Consider the following 15,620-nt stretch of genomic DNA (forward strand, 5'->3'; position numbering starts at 1 on the left):
GCGCGGCGCCTGGCGCGCCCCCACACCGCGTCGGACACCGCGCCGCTCCTCCCCCGTCCCCCCGGCCCCCCGTTCCGCGCGGACGTCAGGCGCTGCGCCTGAGTCTGCGCCGCTCCTCCTCCGACAACCCGCCCCACACCCCGTAGCGCTCGTCGTTGGCGAGGGCGTACTCCAGGCACTCGATGCGCCCCTCGCACGACTGACAGATCTTCTTGGCGTCCACGGGTGTCCTGCCCGGCTCCGGGAAGAAGGGCTCGGAGCCGATCTGCGCGCACAGCGCGCGCTCCCACCATCCGGTCAGCTGCCCGACCGGACCGGAGTAATCAATTGCCATGCCGAGGAGCCTGCCCGGCATCGATCAACGTTCCGTCAACGTCCGATCAACGCGCGCCGACCAGCCCCCGCCGACTCCCACCCTCCCAGCCCCGCGCACGCACGCCCCAGGGTTCGCGCACCGGGCGTGTCCGCGTGCCGAGGTGTCGGGTACGGGCAGGTCCGGGTTCTGTACGGGTGCGGTGCCGTGACCGGTGAGTCTCCTCGCGGCTGGTCCCGGTGGACCCCGACCGCGAGGGGGCACGCACCGACGGCCGGCGGGCGACGGCCGCGACAGGACATCACCGGCCCTCATCGAGCGCGCGGCGGGAGAAGCATGAGTGCCGACCTGACCTGGTAAAAGAGCAGCCACAGCGGCACCGGTGCCGGCGGGGCGGGGGGGCTTCCGGCCGGGCGGCCGGGCGGGTGGCCTCCCCCTCCCCCGGCCCCGGGTTCAGGCGTCGCGCCCCGGCGGGACGCCCAGCAGGCTCTCGGCCGTACCCGCCTCGGCCGGCAGGGAGTCGAGGGCTTCGGCGATCCGCCGCTCCTCGAAGGAGAAGTGTGATTCGAGGATGGCGGTCAGTCCGTCCAGTTCGCCCTTCACCCGCCTGGCCTCGGCCTCGTCCGGCTCGTCCGTGATGCCGTCGAGGAGTTCCTCCAGATTGCGCAGAAGCGAGCTCACCAGTCGGTGGTCTTCTTCCATCTTGGCGAGGACGGGCCGGATTTCGGGGAAACGCTCGGCCAGCCGCGGAAACGCTCCGGTGTCCTCGCCGGTGTGGTGCCGGGTCAGCGCGGAGCAGAACGCCAGGCAGTGGGCCCGCAGTTCCCGCGGCCGGTCGCCGCGTCCGTCCAGGTAGGCGTCGAGGTCCAGGCGGATCCGCTTCAGTTCCGCGCGCAGCCAGGAGTGGATCTCGACCAGTTCGCCGCCGAGCGCCCCGAGGCGGTCGCCGGAACCGGTGGGAGTGAACATGCCCGGCATCCTAGTGCCCGGCCCACCGATCCCGGACGTCCTCCGCGCAACGCCGCCCGGCCGGGAACCGGCCCGGCGTACCCGGGCGGAGCCGGGCCGGTGGGGTGCCCCGTCAGACGACCCGCTGCATCGCCTTGCGGTGCCGCTCGGCCATCGCCGCCCCGGACTCGCGGCGGGCCATCCTGCGCAGGACGGGCGGCGCGAGGAGCAGCCCGGCGACCGCCCATGCACCCAGTACGCCCACCGTCTCCAGGTACCGCCAGGACTCGCCGATCTCGGCCGCGACCGCCCCGGCCGGCAGCAGTGCGGCACGGAGGCCGAGGCCGAGCCAGTACACGGGGAAGACCTGTGCGACCAGTCGCAGCCACTCGGGCAGCTCCGACAGGGGGAAGTAGATCCCGGAGATCACCACCAGCCCCATCACCGGGAGCATCAGCAGCCCGATGGTACGCGGGCTGGTGACGAGCGAGCCGATGACGGCGCCCATGGGCAGGGTCGCCAGGAGGCCCAGCGGCACCACCCACACCAGCGTCAGCAGCGCGGCCCCGCCCCGCTGGGCGACTCCGTCGACCATGAACACACCGACGGCGAAGGGGAGCAGCATGGAGACCAGGGCCGTGCCCGAGACCATGACGACCTTGCCGACCAGATGGCCGACCATGCCGTGGGGCACGGCCTTGGCGCGCAGCAGCGTGCCGTCCTCGCGCTCGGTCGCCAGGAGCTGCGCCGTGGTCATCATCCCGGTGAAGGCGAGCGTCATCCCCAGCATGCTCGGCAGCATGAACGCGCCCGCCGAGATGCCCGCGCCTTCCAGCGCCTCGTCCCCGACCAGGAACAGCGGCACGATGAGCAGGACGGTCCAGAGCACGTAGCCGAACACGTCCTGGCCGCTGGTGAAGGTCTGCTTGAACTCCGTCCAGCCGCGCCGCAGCCCCGTCCTGGCCGCGTACCACACCGGGTTCATCGCGCTCCCTCCCCGAAGGCGTGTGCCACCCGTCCGCCGGCGGGGCTCCCCGCCTCCAGCTCCCGCACCATCGTCAGATAGGTGTCCTCCAGGCTCGCCCGGCGCACCTCCAGTGCGCCGATCGCGTCGCCGTGCTCCTCGAACAGCCGGCGGACGAACCGGGTGGGCTCGGCCGTCGCCTGCTCGAAGGGCCGTCCGTCCCGCGTCCAGCGCACGGTGGCCTCGGCCGACGCCTGCCGGGACAGCTCCGCGGCCGGACCGTCGGCCACGATCCGGCCGCCGGCCAGGATGAGGATCCGGTCGGCGAGCTTCTCCGCCTCGGCGAGGTCGTGCGTGGTCATCAGGACGGTGGTGTTCTCGTCCGCGAGCCCGCGCACCAGGCCGTGGAACTCGTTCCTGGCCTCCGGGTCCAGGCCGGCCGTCGGCTCGTCCAGGAACAGCAGCTCGGGTCTGCCCACGATGCCGACGGCCACGTCGAGGCGTCTGCGCTGCCCGCCCGACAGGGTCGCGACCCGCTTGTGCGCCTGCTCGGTCAGGCCGACGGCCGCGATGAGCCCGCCCGTGTCCCAGGGCCGCCGGACGAGGTCGGTGGAGTACGGCGCGTAGTAGGCGCCCAGGTGCTCCAGCAGCTCCCGCACCCGCCATTTGCCGTGGTCGCGCCAGGACTGCAGGACGATGCCCAGGCGTGCGCGCCACCGCTCGTCCCCGTGGGCCGGGTCGGTGCCCAGGACGGTCACGTCACCGGCCGAGCGCATCCGGAAGCCCTCCAGGACCTCGATCGTGGTCGTCTTGCCCGCGCCGTTCGGGCCGAGAAGTACGACGACCTCACCCCGGCGGGCGGTGAACCCCACCCCCCTGAGCACGTCCTGGGTGCGGTAGCGCATCCGCAGGTCGCGCACGTCGATGACCGTGTCGCTCTCCGGCGGGCTGCCTCCGGACCCGGCTTCGGATATGGCGTGGTCGGCCGTCATCGGCTCTCCCCCGTCTCTTTCGCGGTCCACTCTGCGGGGCCGGGGCCGGAGGCTGTGCCCGCGTCCGTGGTCATGGGACGCGTCCCGCGGCTCTGCGGCCGCCACCGCCGTACGGCGGCTGCCCGTCCGGCCCTCCCCGGACGGGTACCCTAGCGAACCGGCCCGGCCGCGCATCCCGGCGAGCGGTGCGGCCATACGCGCATGCCGCGGGCGGGCGGGCCGGTCACGACGAGTGGGTGAGTTCGGCCCGGCACAGGGGCGGCACGGCGGCCGGCAGCACGGCGGCTCGCCGTCGGCTGCCTACGCTGCGGTATGTGGATATCGTCGAGGTTCTGCTGGTGGCGGGCGGACTGGTCGTGCTCGTCGGCGGCGGGGAGCTGCTGGTCCGCGGGGCCTCCGGGCTGGCGGCACGACTCGGTCTCTCGCCGCTCGTCATCGGTCTGACGGTGGTGGCGTTCGCCACCTCGGCGCCGGAGCTGGCGGTCACCCTCGGTGCGGCGCTGAGCGGCGAGCCCGACCTCGCCGTCGGCAACGTGGTGGGCAGCAACATGGTCAACGTGCTTCTCATCCTCGGCGCGTCGGCGATCGTGCTGCCGCTGACCGTCAGGTCCCAGTTGGTGCGTCTGGACCTGCCCATCCTCGTCGGGGTGTCCGTGCTGCTGCTCGCCCTGTCAGCGGACGGCGCCGTCAGCGCGGGCGACGGTGCGCTGCTGCTGCTCATCGTCGTCGGCTACACGGCGCTGACCCTGGTCATGGGCCGTCGGCAGGCCGGCCCCGGGCCCTCCGGCACGGCAGCCGGACAGGGCGCGGAGCGGCCGCTCTGGATACAGCTCGCGGCGGTGGCCGGCGGCGTGGGCCTGCTGGCCGTCGGTGCCCGCATGCTCGTCGACGGGGCGGTCGGGATCGCGACCGGGTTCGGGGTGAGCAGTCTGGTCATCGGGCTCACCGTGGTGGCGGTGGGCACCTCGCTGCCCGAGCTGGCCACATCGCTGATCGCTGCCCGGCGCGGAGAGCGCGACCTGGCGGTGGGCAACATCGTGGGCAGCTGCATCTTCAACATCTGTGTGGTGCTGGGCCTGGCCGGCGTGATCGCCGCGGGCGGGGTGCCGGTGGCGTCGGCCGCGGTCGCCCTCGACATCCCGCTCATGATCGCCACCTCGGTCGCGCTGCTGCCGGTCGCGTTCACCGGGCTCGCGATCGCCCGGTGGGAGGGCGCGCTGTTCCTGGCCCTCTACGCCGCCTACACGGCTTACGTGCTGCTCGCGGCCACCGAGCACGACGCGCTCGAGGGGTTCACCACCGTCATGCTGTGGTTCACCCTCCCGCTCGTCGCGCTCGCCCTCATCGTCCTCGCCTCCTTCGAGGCCGGCCGGCGACGCGGTGGCGGGCATCCGATCGTGCCGCGGTAGCCCGGACCGGCCGCGCGGCCCGCCCGTCACCGGCGCGGGTCCAGGGTGATGTGCGGGAACAGCGCGCGCAGGAAGTCGGGCGCGTCGAAGACCGCTCCGGCGGAGACGACACCGACCGTCCCGGTCCGCCCCGTGAGGATGCGGTCGACCGCTTCCACGGCGAGCGGCGCGGTGACGGCGTAGATGTCCCGGCCCCTGGCCACGGCGCGCCGTTCGCCGCCGCCGGAGCGCACGACGGCGTCGACGAGGAAGGTCTGCGCGGACCGCCCGCGCTCGTCGGCCGCGGTCGGCGCGGGGGTGTCGGGAGCCGACACGTCCCTGGCCGCCTCGACGGTCATGTACGTGCGCACCTCGGGGACGGACAGATGGCTGGGAACGGTGACGACGTCGGCCATCGTGAACTCCCCGATGACGGCCCGGGTGCCCATCGGCTCGGGGAAGGGCCACTCCAGGGTGGGCGGGTCGTCATGGCGGTACTCCAGCCGCCCGTTCGCGTAGCGGACGCGTCGGCCGCCGCGCCGCTGCCTGGAGACCGTGCCCGCGGCGCGCGTCCCGGCGGTGGGGTGCCAACCACTGAGCCCGTACGCGATGTGCACCTCGTCGGCCGCCGCCCAGTCGCCCATCGCGGCGGTGACCAGCAGGTCGCCGAGGCCGCCGTAGAAGGCCATCGCGGGGACGATCACCGCTCCCGCGGCGCGGGCGCGCTCGGTGAAGTGCGCGAACGTGTCGGCGTTGGCCTCGATCTCGGCCGCCACGTCCACATACGGGATCCCGGCGCGCAGCGCCGCCTCGATCACGGGAGCGGCCGTCGTGGCGAAGGGTCCGGCGCAGTTGATCACGGCCGCCGCGCCGGCCAGCGCGCGGTCGAGCGAGACCGGGTCGTCGACCGAGGCGGTGCGGGCGTCCGGTCCGGATCCGGACTCCGTCGCCATCGTCTTCAGCCTGCCGGCGTCACGGCCGGAGAGGACCGGGACGAACCCGCGCTCGCGCAGCCGCTCCACCACAAAGCGTCCGGTGTGCCCGTACGCGCCGTACACCGACACCTCGGGTCCCGGTCCCATGGGTCCCCCCCCTGTACTCGAATGATCCGTCGTGTTCCGTCGTGGAGATCCTGTCGGGGGCGGACACTCCACACGAGTGTCCGGAACGACATACCCCGTACAATTCCGGACGTGGACACTGTCGCGCTGGCCGTCACCGACGGGATGCTTCACTTCGAACTGGCCCTGGCGTACGAGGTCTTCGAGGCCGCTCCGGCCGGTGTGGCGGGCCCCTGGTACGACCTCGTCGTCTGCGGACCGGGCCCGGCGCGGGCCGGCCGGTTCCTGCTCTCGCCCGACCACGGCCTCGACCGGCTCCCCCGCGCCGACACCGTGATCGTCCCGGGCTGGGCCGACGTCGACGAGGCCCCGCCCGCCGACCTGGTCGACGCGGTGCGTGCGGCCCACGAGGCGGGCGCGCGCCTGGTCTCACTGTGCACCGGTGCCTTCGTGCTGGCCGCCGCCGGTCTGCTGGACGGGCTGCGCGCGACCACGCACTGGGCCCACACCCGGGCTCTGGCCGCCCGCTACCCGCAGGTCGAGGTGGACCCGGACGTCCTATACGTGGACAACGGCAGCGTGCTCACCTCCGCCGGCAAGGCGGCCGCCATGGACCTGTGCCTGCACCTGGTCCGCCTCGACCGCGGCTCGACGGTCGCCAACGCGGTCGCCCGCCGTCTGGTCGTGCCGCCGCAACGGGACGGTGGACAGGCCCAGTTCGTCACCACCCCGGTGCCCGCTCCGGCGCACCACCCGCTCGGCGCTCTGCTTCCCTGGGTGCTCGAACGGCTCGACCGGCCGCTGGCCGTGGAGGACCTCGCCCGCCGGGCGCGGATGAGTTCGCGCAACCTGGGCCGCCACTTCAGGGCCGCGACCGGCACCACCCCGCTGCAGTGGCTGCTGACCCAGCGGATCCGCCGGGCCCAGGAGTTGCTGGAGACGACCGACGAGAGCATCGAGGCCATCGCGGCAGCCACCGCCTGGACCGCGAAGCGGCCGTAGCCGCGGCCCTGCTCTCCGGCCGCGATGTTCAGGCGCCACAGGCCCGAGCGGATGTCGGCGCCGGTGCCGTCCCCGGCGAAGTCGATGTCGAAGAAGGCCATCAGGAAGCCGACGGGTCGGTCATCGTCGAGGATGAGCCGGGGCCAGGCGACGCCTGGATGCACATACGCCTCGGCGAGGGATGTGACGACCGGGGCGACCAGGTGGTCCTGGTCGGGACGTACTTTCAGGGCGATCGCCGCTTCGGGGTTGCCGGGAGTGATCTTCTCCAAGCGGGGCGAGGTGGGCATGCACGAACCCTAATCGCGATCCCGCGTGAGGGCCCGCCAATAAACACGGGCCCTCACGCGGGATCGAGTTCAGGGTTCAGTGATGTGCTGGTCGCGGCCGGCCATGTAGATCCGCGCGGAGTCGCGGGCCTCGGCCCGCATGACCACTGTGCGGGTCCGGTCCTGTTCCTCAGGGGGCAGGGCGGGAGTCAGGTGCTCGTCCAGCAGCCGCCGCAGTTCGGTGGCCAGTTCCGGTTCCTCCTCCAGGAGTTGCCGAAGCCGCAGCCGCCAGGCGCCTGTCAGTGCCTGCTCGGTGTCCCGGTCCTCTTCCCGGCGTGCTGTCAGCACCCGGCCGCGCAGTGCTTCCAGTTCCGAGCACACCTCCTCGGCCCGCTCCGGTCGGTGGCGCCGCCACCAGGCCACCACCGCGTCCCGCGCGTGCTGCCAGCCATCGGTGGCCATCGCGCTGACCATCGCCGCACCGGCCGCTGCCACGATCGGATCCATCTCCCGCCCTCCCCCTGCCAGGTGTTCCGTCTTCTGCTTTGTCCGGGCCCACGGGTTGCCGAAGCTTCCTCATCATGTCTGGCCGGGCTCACCGTCCGCTCTGAGTTCGCCCAGTAGTCCACGGCTCGCCACGGTGAAGGGATGGTCGGCTCCGAGCGCGCGTTCGCGTCTGGCCACGACATCGGCCATGAGGGCGATCCCCTCGTCCCGGTGGCCCAGTGCGGCCCGGGTCCGGGCAAGGAGCTGCCGCGCCGACAGTGCGATCGGGTAGTCGGGGCCGAAGCGGCGGTCGTACGCCTCGGCGACCGACCGGATCTCCTCGTCGGCTGCCTCGAGACGGCCCAGGACATACAACGCCCAGGCGTGGTTGTGCCTGGCGCTCAGGGTGACGGTGTGATCGGGGCCGAGGTGTCGCACGCATTCCTCGGGCAGGGAGAGCAGGGTGCCGCCGTCCTCGGTCTCGAGGTCGGGCGCCGGCAGGATCACCAGGAGGCTGGCGCGGGAGCGCAGGGTCAGCGGATGTGCCGGGCCCAGTGCCGTACGCCGGCCCGGCACCGTCCGTCGCAGGAGAGCCAGCGCCTCATCACGTCTGCCGAGGTTGCCGAGGACGAGTTGGAGGCCGTGGCAGGTTTCCAGGGTGTCCGGATCGTCGGGGCCGAAGAGCCTTTCCTGTGCCTGGCGTACACGGCTCAGCAGGGATTCCGCCTCGGTGTACCGGCCCAGCCGGAAGAGCGCGCGGCCCTCCCTGGAACGCGCGGCCAGTACGAGGCGGTGCTCGGGCCCGAGAAGCGGTTCCGTGAGGGTCGCCGCGGTACGGACGGTCTCCCAGGCGGACAGATAGTCCCCGGTGCGGTGCAGGGCGACGGCCAGCCGTGCCGCGACGGCCAACGCGTCGGGCGCCACCGGGGAATCCGCGACACGCCGCAGCAGGACGAGGACGTGGGGGACGAGCAGCCGTAACCGCGGCTCGTACGGTCCGGCGTCCGGGACCGCGGGCACGGCTGCGTCGAGCAGTCCAACAGCTGTCGAGTCGATGACCGCGGCCTCCGCGCGGGGGGTGGCGGCGGCGACGCTGTCGAGCAGTACGCCGTGGCTCTGTACGCAGCGCACACCGGTGTCGACCAGTTCGGCCAGCGAGTGGTCGAGGAGTGCCCGCAGCGCCGTCTCGGTGCGAGCGCGGGGAAGGACTTCCTCGATCTCCGGGCGGTTCAACACGGACAGGGGAAGAGGCTCGGGCGCCATCCGGGCCAGGAGCCTCAGCAGGGCCACGGCGTCGGTCAGGCCCCGGGCCTCGAACGTGTCGAGGGTCAGCTGCCATGTCCGGCCCACCAACTGCCGGGGATCCTCCTCCTCCAAGGCATCAGCCCCCTGGTCTATGAGTGCCACTCGTTCACCCTCGTCGAGACGGTGTCCGTAGACCTCCATCGACCAGGGGTCGATCACCTGGTGGGAAAGGAAGCCACCCGCGAGTGTGAGCGCCAGCGGCAGACGTCCCAGCCGGTCGGCGATCTCGGCCGCCTGCTCCATTGTGCCGCTGCGAGGTGCGAGATCACAGAGTACGCGCGCGGCGTCCTCACGTGGCAGGACCCCGATGTGCTGCAACTGCGCTCCCGGCCACCAACGTGCGGCGGCCCGGCGGGTGGTGACCACAACGGTGCCGCGCGGGCTGGTGCGCAGCCAACTGCCGTCCCGGAGAATCGCGGGATCGTCGGCGTTGTCGAGCACCAGCAGCCAGGGCCCTGCGGACCGGTCGAGGTACTCCCACACCAGATCGGCGGCGGACCGGAACCCGTTGCGCACCGCCAGCAGTTCGCTGTCCGCGGCCCCCCGGTCGGAGGCGACGGCGAGCATTCCGGCGCGCAGGCTCGCGCGGTCGGAGGCGTTGACCCACAGACCGGCCAGACCGAGTTCCCCTGTGGCGGACCGGAAGAAGTCGTGGGCGACGGCCGTCTTGCCACAGCCACCCAGGCCGTGGAGAACGTGGATGTCGCAGCCGCGACCGGAGACGGCGCTCTCCCTCAGGCGCTCCAGCACTTCGAGGCGGTCGCGCAGGACCACCGGCGGACGGCCGATCGCCGGGTGACGGACGGAGTCCGGGGTGTCCGGCCCGGACTCCCCGCCGCCGTGGTGATGGTGGTGCTCACTGATGTGCTGGTCGCCCGAAGCCTGGTAGACACGGCCCTCGCCCTCGGCGCGGCCGTCCATCGGCCCCCTCACCACTGCCCGGCGGCGTGGTCCTGCCGGGTCCGCCTCCGTCGGGAATCCGCCGTCATCGGAGTGGTCGGCGGTGTCTGCGTGCTCTGTGTGCTCTGTGTGCGTACAGGTACCTTTGAACTCACGAACCCCCCAGCCGTTTCCCGGCACTCACTCCGGCCAACGATTACAGCTATTATGACTTAAGTATCAGCATATAGCGTTAGAAGTCATTCTTTCGATCGATTATCAATGCACCGAACATCTCAGGACCGGCGAACACCCGCCACCGATGCCGCCTCGCGGCAGTCAACCGCATATGCCAATCATCCACCACCCCCGGTTTGACTCGAAAAAGCACCCTCAGGCCTTCACCGGAGCGGTACAGTAGTAACATTTCGGCCGATCGAAATGGCCGGGCGACAGGCCCGACCAGAGGGGTGGTGGCTGTGGGCAGACCGTGGGAAGCCGACGCCGAGACCGGCTTCAGCAGGAGACTGGGTAAAACTCCACAGGAATTAGGGGTGACCACGGACAATCCCGACTGCCCGGACATCTGGGAGCTCGGGAACGGGGACATCGCCGTCATAGGGCGGGACCTCACGGAATCACTCGGAAAGAACCTGCCGGCCGGTGTGTCGATCGGAGCCGACGAGCGGCTGGTGGTTATCCCTAGGAGCATGATGATCGCGGCGAAGCCGGATATCCCCAATGTTTGACTCGTTCCCGGCAGGTGAATCAGTGCGCCTCGACCGGAAGAAGTACCACGAGGACTTCTTCCGCGTCTTCGAGAGCGGAATCCGGCAGCTGAGGAAGCTTGAGCGCGGCCAGCACTTCAGGGAGCGCGGCTTCCCGAGCTGGGAGGCCTTCGACTCCGGGGAGTGGGAGAAGGCCCTCTCGCTCGTCGAGGAGAAGCGCGAGGTCTACGCGCGGCAGTTCCGGGACGCGGCGCGCCTCGGGGTCCGACAGCGCCGTCTTCGGGTGGTGGAGTTCCCCGTCACGCCGTATGTGCAGTGGGAGTTCTTCGTCCTCCGTCTGCGGGTGGAACTGGGTGATGAGATCAGGGCGATCGACGCCCGCGCCATCGCGGAGGCCGAGCGCGAGCGGCCCGTGCCCGAGGTCGTGATCCTCGGGGACCGGGCCATGTACGAGGTGGTCTACGAGGACGGGGACGCGGCGGGTGCCAGGCGTTACGCCGATCCGGCGCTGATCGCCGAGACGGCGGCCGGTTTCGACGCGCTCTACGACCGCGGGGAGGACTTCACGGAGTTCTTCGGGCGGGAGATCGCCCCGCTGCCCCCGCCCTCCGTGGGGCGGCGCGTCACCGTGGGGCACGGAGCGTCCCGGACCTGATCCGCTGCCGCCCCGCCCAGGCGTCCAGCCGGGTGAAGGCGTCGTCCTGCGCGCAGGAGGCGAAGACGTGACCGAGCCCCGGGCGGATCTCCGTGTGGAGGCGGCTCTCCGCGTGCTGGGAACGCCAGACGGCGCGCAGCTTGCGGTACGCCGTCTCCACCCCGGCGGCGGTGAACAGGGGGGGCAGCCGCACCGCCGGTGAGGTGGAACGGTTTGGGCGCGGCGATGCTCGCCACGTCGGGGATGTCCAGGTGGCGTGCCAGGCCGGGGGGAGGTCAGTTCGCTCTTCGGGCGCTCGTGGAAGACCGGCAGACCTCCCTCCGTCACGGTCGGGACTCGTAGCCGGAGGGGGCGGAGCAGTGGGCTCCGAGGCGGCGGGCTCCACCGACAGCCCGGCCGGCGCGAGCGCGGGACCGGCCCGGGCAGCCGCACCGCCTCGCTCATACTGGGAGGACGGCACAGACGGGGAGGCGCAGCGATGACCGGTCGGCACACGGCTTACGACGTCCTGGTGGTCGGGGGCGGCGGGGTGGACACCGTCGTCCGTGTCGGCTCCCTGCCGGTCCCGCTCGCCGACTCCGTCCACGTCGGCCCCGTCGAGGAGCACCCCGGCCACACCGGCGGATACGTTGCCCTGGGTGCCCGGGCACTCGGCCTGCGGACCGCGTTCGTGGACTTCGTCGGCGAAGACTGGCCCGGCACCCTGGTGCGCGAGCGGATGGCCGAGGGGGGCGTGGAGTTCTTCCCGCTGATCTCCCCCGCCGGTACCCGCCGCGCGGTGAACCTGGTCGACGCCGCCGGCCGCCGCATGTCCTTCTACGACGGCCGCGACCCGGCGGGCCTGCGCATGCCGCGCGATTTCCACCTCCCCCACCTGCGGCGCGCCCGCCACGTCCATCTGAGCATCGTGGACTTCGCGCGCTTCCTCTACGACGACATCGAGGCCCTCGGCGTCCCCGTCTCCACCGATCTGCACGACTGGGACGGGCTGGCCGACCATCACCGGGAGTTCGCCCTCCGCTCCGACCTCGTCTTCCTCAGTGCGGCGGGCGCGGGCGAGGGGACGCCCGCCCTGATGCGGGAGATCCTGCGCGAGGGCCGCGCCGAGGCGGTGGTCGCCACGGCGGGCGCGGAGGGCGCCTACGTCCTCGCCCGGGACACCGGGCCCGACCCGCACCACGTCCCGGCGGCCGTACCGCCGGCGCCGGTGGTGGACTCCAACGGCGCGGGCGACGCGTTCGCCTGTGGCTTCCTGTACGGCCGCCTCGCCGGGCGTGACGTGCTGGAGTGCGCCCGCCTGGGCACGGTGGCCGGCGCCCATGCCTGCACGGCCCCCGGCTCGGCCGCCCTCATCGGCGAGGAGACACTCCTGGCGGCGGCGGGGGTACGCGGCGGCGGTTCGTAGCCCTGCCGGCGGAGGGGCGGCGTCTGCGACGCCTCCGCCGCGCGCGTCGGCCCCGCAGTGCTCCTCGGCGATGCGGACTGCGACGCGGGCGCCCGCTTCACCGTGCCGGAGCTGCGGCTGCCTCGCACCACCGCAGCCGCCGCAGCTGTCGCGGTCGGCGCCTCGTTCTGTGAACGGTGTCAAACGCCGTAGTAACCTGCCCGGTGACACCGATTGTTCGATTCTCAGCGCCCTCATCGGAGCTTTGAATTCGAACAGTTGCCTGCAGCAGCCCCGACCGACCCGACTCCGGAGATCTCGATGCCTTCAACACGCGCAGTCCCGGTCACCCTCGCGGAGATCGCACGGATCGCCGGGGTGGGGCGGGCGGCCGTCAGCAACTGGCGGCGCCGCCACGACACCTTCCCCGCCCGGATCGGCGGCACCGACGCCAGCCCCCAGTTCTCCCTCGCCGAGATCGAGCAGTGGCTGCGGGAGAACGACAAGCTCAAGGAGATCGGGGGACGCGAACTGCTCTGGCCCGGTTTCGAGGCCCTCGGCAACCGGGACGAGACGGGTCTGGCCATCGCCGAGGCCGGACGGCGGATGCGTGATGGCAAGGCCCCCGCGCCCGCCGCGCCCCTGTCCGAGCAGGCCGGGGAACTGGTCGGCGAGGCCGTGGCGCTGGGACGGCGCGAGGGGATGCGGGAGATCTTCGAGTTCCTGTTGCAGCGCTGGCTGGACGCCCATGTCCGCCAGGTCAGCGCCAGCCCCCGCCCCCTGGCGGATCTGATGGCCGAGGTCGCCCTGGCGGCGCGCCCGGCCCCGGCCGCGGACGGCGAGGCGACCGTGCTCGACCCGGCCTGCGGCGCGGGCCATCTGCTGGACGCTGCGGCACGGGCCCGGGTGAGTGCGGGGGCGGCACGCGTCACCCTGCTGGGCTGCGACAGCGATCCGGCCCTCGCCGCGCTGGCCGCCGCGCGGCTGGCGTTCGTCGTCGACGAGGCGGGCGCGGCCGGGAAGGCGGGGAAGACCGGCAAGGCCGGCAAGGGCAGTACGAGCGGGGTGCGGGTGACGGCGGACGTACGGAAGGGCGACTCCCTGCGCGACGACCCCCACGAGCGGGCCGCCGCGGACGTCGTCCTGTGCAACCCACCCTTCAACGAACGCGACTGGGGCTACGAGGAGCTCTCCACCGACCGGCGCTGGGTGCACGGCCTGCCCCCGCGCACCGAGTCCGAGCTCGCCTGGGTGCAGCACGCCCTGGCCCGGCTGCGGCCGGGCGGCACCGCCGTGCTGCTGCTGCCGCCCGCCGTCGCCTCCCGCCGGGCCGGCCGCAGGATCCGCGGCGCGCTGCTGCGCGCCGGGCTGCTGCGCGCCGTCATCGCCCTGCCCCCCGGCTGCGCGCAGCCGCACAGCGTCTCGCTGCACCTGTGGCTGCTGCGCGCCCCCGAGGGCACCGGCCCCGCCGAGGACAACGGGGTCCTGCTCGCCGACGCGGCGGCCTCCCGGCGGGCGGCGGCCGGGCGCGAGACCGGGGTGGACTGGGACGCGCTGGGCGACTTCGTACGGACCGCACTGGGCGCCTACGGCAGCGGGGCGGCCGAACTGCCGGACTTCGCCCGGCGTATGGCCGTCATCGAGCTGCTGGACGACGAGGTCGACCTCACCCCCGGGCGCCACGTCTCCCCCGCCCCGGGCGGCGAGGCACTCGACCTGGAGGACGCCTGGAGCGGATTCGGCGAGGCCCTGGCCGGACTGCGCGCCGCCGGACGGGCGCTTTCCGCCCTGGAACCGGCCGGGGACGGCGGAGGCGGGCAGCCGAGGACGACCGTGGGCGACCTGGCCCGGGCCGGGACGCTGACCCTGCGCGGCGGCCAGCAGCCGCCGGACGGGACGGTCCGGAGCGGTGAGCCCGGCGAGGGCGGCCTGCCCCTGCTGACCGTGCCGGACCTGCTCCAGGGCAGCGGGCCGGCGAACTGGCTGCACCCCTCGGACGTCTCCGACCGCGGGGCGCTGGTGGCCGTGCCGGGCGACGTGGTGGTGGCCGGGGTGATCCGCGCCTTCGACGCCTGGGTGCACCAGGGTCCGCCCACCGTGCTCGGCGCCCAGTTGTACGCGCTGCGTGTGGATCCGCAGAAGATGGACGCCTGGTTCCTCGCGGGCTGCCTGCGCGCACCGTCCAACGGCCGCCAGGCGGGCACCCACGCCTCCAGCGCCTCCCGGGTGGACGTGCGCAGACTCCAGGTTCTCCAGCTCCCGCTGGCCGAGCAGTCGCGCTACAGCGAGGTGTTCCGGCGGCTGACCGGTTTCGAGGAGTACCGCGGACGCCTGGACGAGCTGGCCTCGCGCCTGTCGCGGGACATCAGCGACGGTCTGGCGACGGGCCGGCTTTCGGCCGGGCGCTGAGGCCCGGTGCGGGATCGCGGCGGGGCGGGATCGCTCCGGTCCGCCCCGCCCGTCACCGCTCGTACCAGCCCCTCTCCCGCGGCCGCGACGTCCAGGGCACCGGCGGCTTCGCCGGGGCGTAGGCGCTCCTCCCGGCCGGACCCGCCGAACCGGCCGCCCAGAAGGCCGCGTTGGCCAGGACGGTGCGGACGTCCTCGCGGCGGTAGACCGGGTACTCCTCGTGGCCGGGACCGAAGTAGAAGACCCTGCCGAGCCCGCGGCGCCAGGCCATCCCGCTGCGGAAGACCTCCCCGCCCGCGAAGGAGGAGACGAAGACCAGGTCGTCGGGCGCGGGCACGTCGAACGGCTCGGCGTACATCTCCTGTTCGCCGATGACCATCGGCTGCGGCACCCCTGCGGCGACCGGGTGCGTGACATCGACCGTCCAGACCACCTCGCGGTCGCCGTGGCGCCAGCCGGAGATCCGGCCGCTGGTGCCCGTCAGGGCGCGGAAGACCTTCGACTCCGCACCGGAGTGGAGGGCGACCAGCCCCATGCCCTCCAGTACCCGGTCGTGCACCCGCGCCACGACCTCGTGGTCCACCTCGCCGTGCCGTTTGTGGCCCCACCAGAACAGGACGTCGGTCCCGTCCAGCGCCGTGCCGCCGAGCCCGTGGTGCTCCTCGTCCATGGTGGCCGTGCGCGCGCGCAGCTCCTCGTGGGGGGCGAGCGCGCCGGCGATGGCTTTGTGCATTCCCTCCGGGTAGACGGCGGCGACCTCCGCGTCGTCCGGCCCGCACTCGGTCCACACCGTCACGGAGACGGCCATACCCCGCTCCTCTCTCCGGCTCCCCCGGC

Annotated in this window: 13 protein-coding genes and 3 pseudogenes; 6 read left to right on the forward strand and 10 right to left on the reverse strand. The window is 73.0% G+C overall.

Features of this window, described 5'->3' with window-relative positions; translation table 11 throughout:
• Positions 1 to 85 precede the first annotated feature (85 nt).
• From ACGRHY_RS04200 to ACGRHY_RS04215, 4 genes are all read right to left on the reverse strand, one after another.
• Positions 86 to 334, reverse strand: coding sequence for a WhiB family transcriptional regulator (locus tag ACGRHY_RS04200; protein WP_093656188.1), 249 nt, complete (start codon positions 332 to 334; stop codon positions 86 to 88).
• A 432-nt stretch (positions 335 to 766) separates the two neighbouring features.
• The gene (locus ACGRHY_RS04205; RefSeq protein ID WP_394634039.1) at positions 767 to 1,282 is read right to left on the reverse strand and encodes a hemerythrin domain-containing protein; all 516 of its coding nucleotides are present in this window, start codon (positions 1,280 to 1,282) and stop codon (positions 767 to 769) included.
• A 112-nt stretch (positions 1,283 to 1,394) separates the two neighbouring features.
• Positions 1,395 to 2,246, reverse strand: a complete 852-nt coding sequence (locus ACGRHY_RS04210; protein ID WP_394634040.1) for an ABC transporter permease — start codon at positions 2,244 to 2,246, stop codon at positions 1,395 to 1,397.
• The gene (locus ACGRHY_RS04215; RefSeq protein WP_394634041.1) at positions 2,243 to 3,217 is read right to left on the reverse strand and encodes an ABC transporter ATP-binding protein; all 975 of its coding nucleotides are present in this window, start codon (positions 3,215 to 3,217) and stop codon (positions 2,243 to 2,245) included. The genes ACGRHY_RS04210 and ACGRHY_RS04215 overlap by 4 nt, the downstream gene beginning before the upstream one ends.
• 314 nt (positions 3,218 to 3,531) lie before the next feature.
• Between ACGRHY_RS04215 and ACGRHY_RS04220 the strand changes: the two genes are divergently transcribed.
• Positions 3,532 to 4,626, forward strand: coding sequence for a calcium/sodium antiporter (locus tag ACGRHY_RS04220; RefSeq protein ID WP_394634042.1), 1,095 nt, complete (start codon positions 3,532 to 3,534; stop codon positions 4,624 to 4,626).
• Positions 4,627 to 4,652: 26 nt separating this feature from the next.
• On the opposite strand, the gene ACGRHY_RS04225 is transcribed toward ACGRHY_RS04220, so the two are convergent.
• Positions 4,653 to 5,687, reverse strand: a complete 1,035-nt coding sequence (locus ACGRHY_RS04225) for a saccharopine dehydrogenase family protein (protein ID WP_394634043.1) — start codon at positions 5,685 to 5,687, stop codon at positions 4,653 to 4,655.
• Between the two features lie 111 nt (positions 5,688 to 5,798).
• Here ACGRHY_RS04225 and ACGRHY_RS04230 point away from each other — a divergent pair.
• Positions 5,799 to 6,644 (forward strand): annotated as a pseudogene (locus ACGRHY_RS04230) (DJ-1/PfpI family protein); the annotation flags it as partial.
• On the opposite strand, the pseudogene ACGRHY_RS04235 reads toward ACGRHY_RS04230, so the two are convergent.
• The 3 genes and pseudogenes from ACGRHY_RS04235 to ACGRHY_RS04245 all read right to left on the reverse strand — a co-directional run.
• A pseudogene (locus ACGRHY_RS04235) lies at positions 6,635 to 6,958 on the reverse strand (GNAT family N-acetyltransferase); the annotation flags it as partial. The pseudogenes ACGRHY_RS04230 and ACGRHY_RS04235 overlap by 10 nt on opposite strands.
• Before the next feature lie 69 nt (positions 6,959 to 7,027).
• On the reverse strand, positions 7,028 to 7,444 hold the full coding sequence (locus ACGRHY_RS04240; protein WP_394634045.1) for a hypothetical protein: 417 nt from the start codon (positions 7,442 to 7,444) through the stop codon (positions 7,028 to 7,030).
• A gap of 72 nt (positions 7,445 to 7,516) precedes the next feature.
• Entirely contained in the window at positions 7,517 to 9,649 is a 2,133-nt protein-coding gene (locus ACGRHY_RS04245) for a tetratricopeptide repeat protein (protein WP_394634046.1), read from the reverse strand.
• Positions 9,650 to 10,086: 437 nt separating this feature from the next.
• Here ACGRHY_RS04245 and ACGRHY_RS04250 point away from each other — a divergent pair, with 437 nt between their 5' ends.
• Entirely contained in the window at positions 10,087 to 10,356 is a 270-nt protein-coding gene (locus ACGRHY_RS04250) for a hypothetical protein (RefSeq protein WP_093656776.1), read from the forward strand.
• A complete protein-coding gene (locus ACGRHY_RS04255; protein WP_394634047.1) occupies positions 10,349 to 10,990 on the forward strand; it encodes a DUF6879 family protein in 642 nt (213 codons plus the stop codon). Before ACGRHY_RS04250 ends, ACGRHY_RS04255 begins: the two co-directional genes overlap by 8 nt.
• On the opposite strand, the pseudogene ACGRHY_RS04260 reads toward ACGRHY_RS04255, so the two are convergent.
• Positions 10,959 to 11,259, reverse strand: a pseudogene (locus tag ACGRHY_RS04260) (hypothetical protein); the annotation flags it as partial. The gene ACGRHY_RS04255 and the pseudogene ACGRHY_RS04260 sit on opposite strands and share 32 nt — an antisense overlap.
• Positions 11,260 to 11,468: 209 nt before the next feature.
• On the opposite strand from ACGRHY_RS04260, the gene ACGRHY_RS04265 reads away from it, so the two are divergent.
• Both ACGRHY_RS04265 and ACGRHY_RS04270 read left to right on the forward strand, forming a co-directional pair.
• The gene (locus ACGRHY_RS04265) at positions 11,469 to 12,395 is read left to right on the forward strand and encodes a carbohydrate kinase family protein (RefSeq protein WP_394634048.1); all 927 of its coding nucleotides are present in this window, start codon (positions 11,469 to 11,471) and stop codon (positions 12,393 to 12,395) included.
• Positions 12,396 to 12,695: 300 nt separating this feature from the next.
• The gene (locus ACGRHY_RS04270) at positions 12,696 to 14,783 is read left to right on the forward strand and encodes an N-6 DNA methylase (RefSeq protein WP_394634049.1); all 2,088 of its coding nucleotides are present in this window, start codon (positions 12,696 to 12,698) and stop codon (positions 14,781 to 14,783) included.
• Positions 14,784 to 14,835: 52 nt separating this feature from the next.
• Here ACGRHY_RS04270 and ACGRHY_RS04275 read toward each other — a convergent pair whose 3' ends face one another.
• On the reverse strand, positions 14,836 to 15,591 hold the full coding sequence (locus ACGRHY_RS04275; RefSeq protein ID WP_394634050.1) for a ThuA domain-containing protein: 756 nt from the start codon (positions 15,589 to 15,591) through the stop codon (positions 14,836 to 14,838).
• Between the last annotated feature and the right edge of the window lie 29 nt (positions 15,592 to 15,620).

It is taken from the genome of Streptomyces shinuiensis, from assembly GCF_043660855.1.
In the GTDB taxonomy this organism is placed as follows: domain Bacteria; phylum Actinomycetota; class Actinomycetes; order Streptomycetales; family Streptomycetaceae; genus Streptomyces.

Bases quoted from the DNA above. Each gene is read 5' to 3' on its own strand.
- ACGRHY_RS04210 (WP_394634040.1), bottom strand. From the start codon at position 2,246: ATGAACCCGGTGTGGTACGCGGCCAGGACGGGGCTGCGGCGCGGCTGG.
- ACGRHY_RS04265 (WP_394634048.1), top strand. From the start codon at position 11,469: ATGACCGGTCGGCACACGGCTTACGACGTCCTGGTGGTCGGGGGCGGC.
- ACGRHY_RS04245 (WP_394634046.1), bottom strand. From the start codon at position 9,649: ATGGACGGCCGCGCCGAGGGCGAGGGCCGTGTCTACCAGGCTTCGGGC.
- ACGRHY_RS04275 (WP_394634050.1), bottom strand. From the start codon at position 15,591: ATGGCCGTCTCCGTGACGGTGTGGACCGAGTGCGGGCCGGACGACGCG.
- ACGRHY_RS04215 (WP_394634041.1), bottom strand. From the start codon at position 3,217: ATGACGGCCGACCACGCCATATCCGAAGCCGGGTCCGGAGGCAGCCCG.
- ACGRHY_RS04240 (WP_394634045.1), bottom strand. From the start codon at position 7,444: ATGGATCCGATCGTGGCAGCGGCCGGTGCGGCGATGGTCAGCGCGATG.
- ACGRHY_RS04200 (WP_093656188.1), bottom strand. From the start codon at position 334: ATGGCAATTGATTACTCCGGTCCGGTCGGGCAGCTGACCGGATGGTGG.
- ACGRHY_RS04270 (WP_394634049.1), top strand. From the start codon at position 12,696: ATGCCTTCAACACGCGCAGTCCCGGTCACCCTCGCGGAGATCGCACGG.
- ACGRHY_RS04225 (WP_394634043.1), bottom strand. From the start codon at position 5,687: ATGGGACCGGGACCCGAGGTGTCGGTGTACGGCGCGTACGGGCACACC.
- ACGRHY_RS04255 (WP_394634047.1), top strand. From the start codon at position 10,349: ATGTTTGACTCGTTCCCGGCAGGTGAATCAGTGCGCCTCGACCGGAAG.
- ACGRHY_RS04205 (WP_394634039.1), bottom strand. From the start codon at position 1,282: ATGTTCACTCCCACCGGTTCCGGCGACCGCCTCGGGGCGCTCGGCGGC.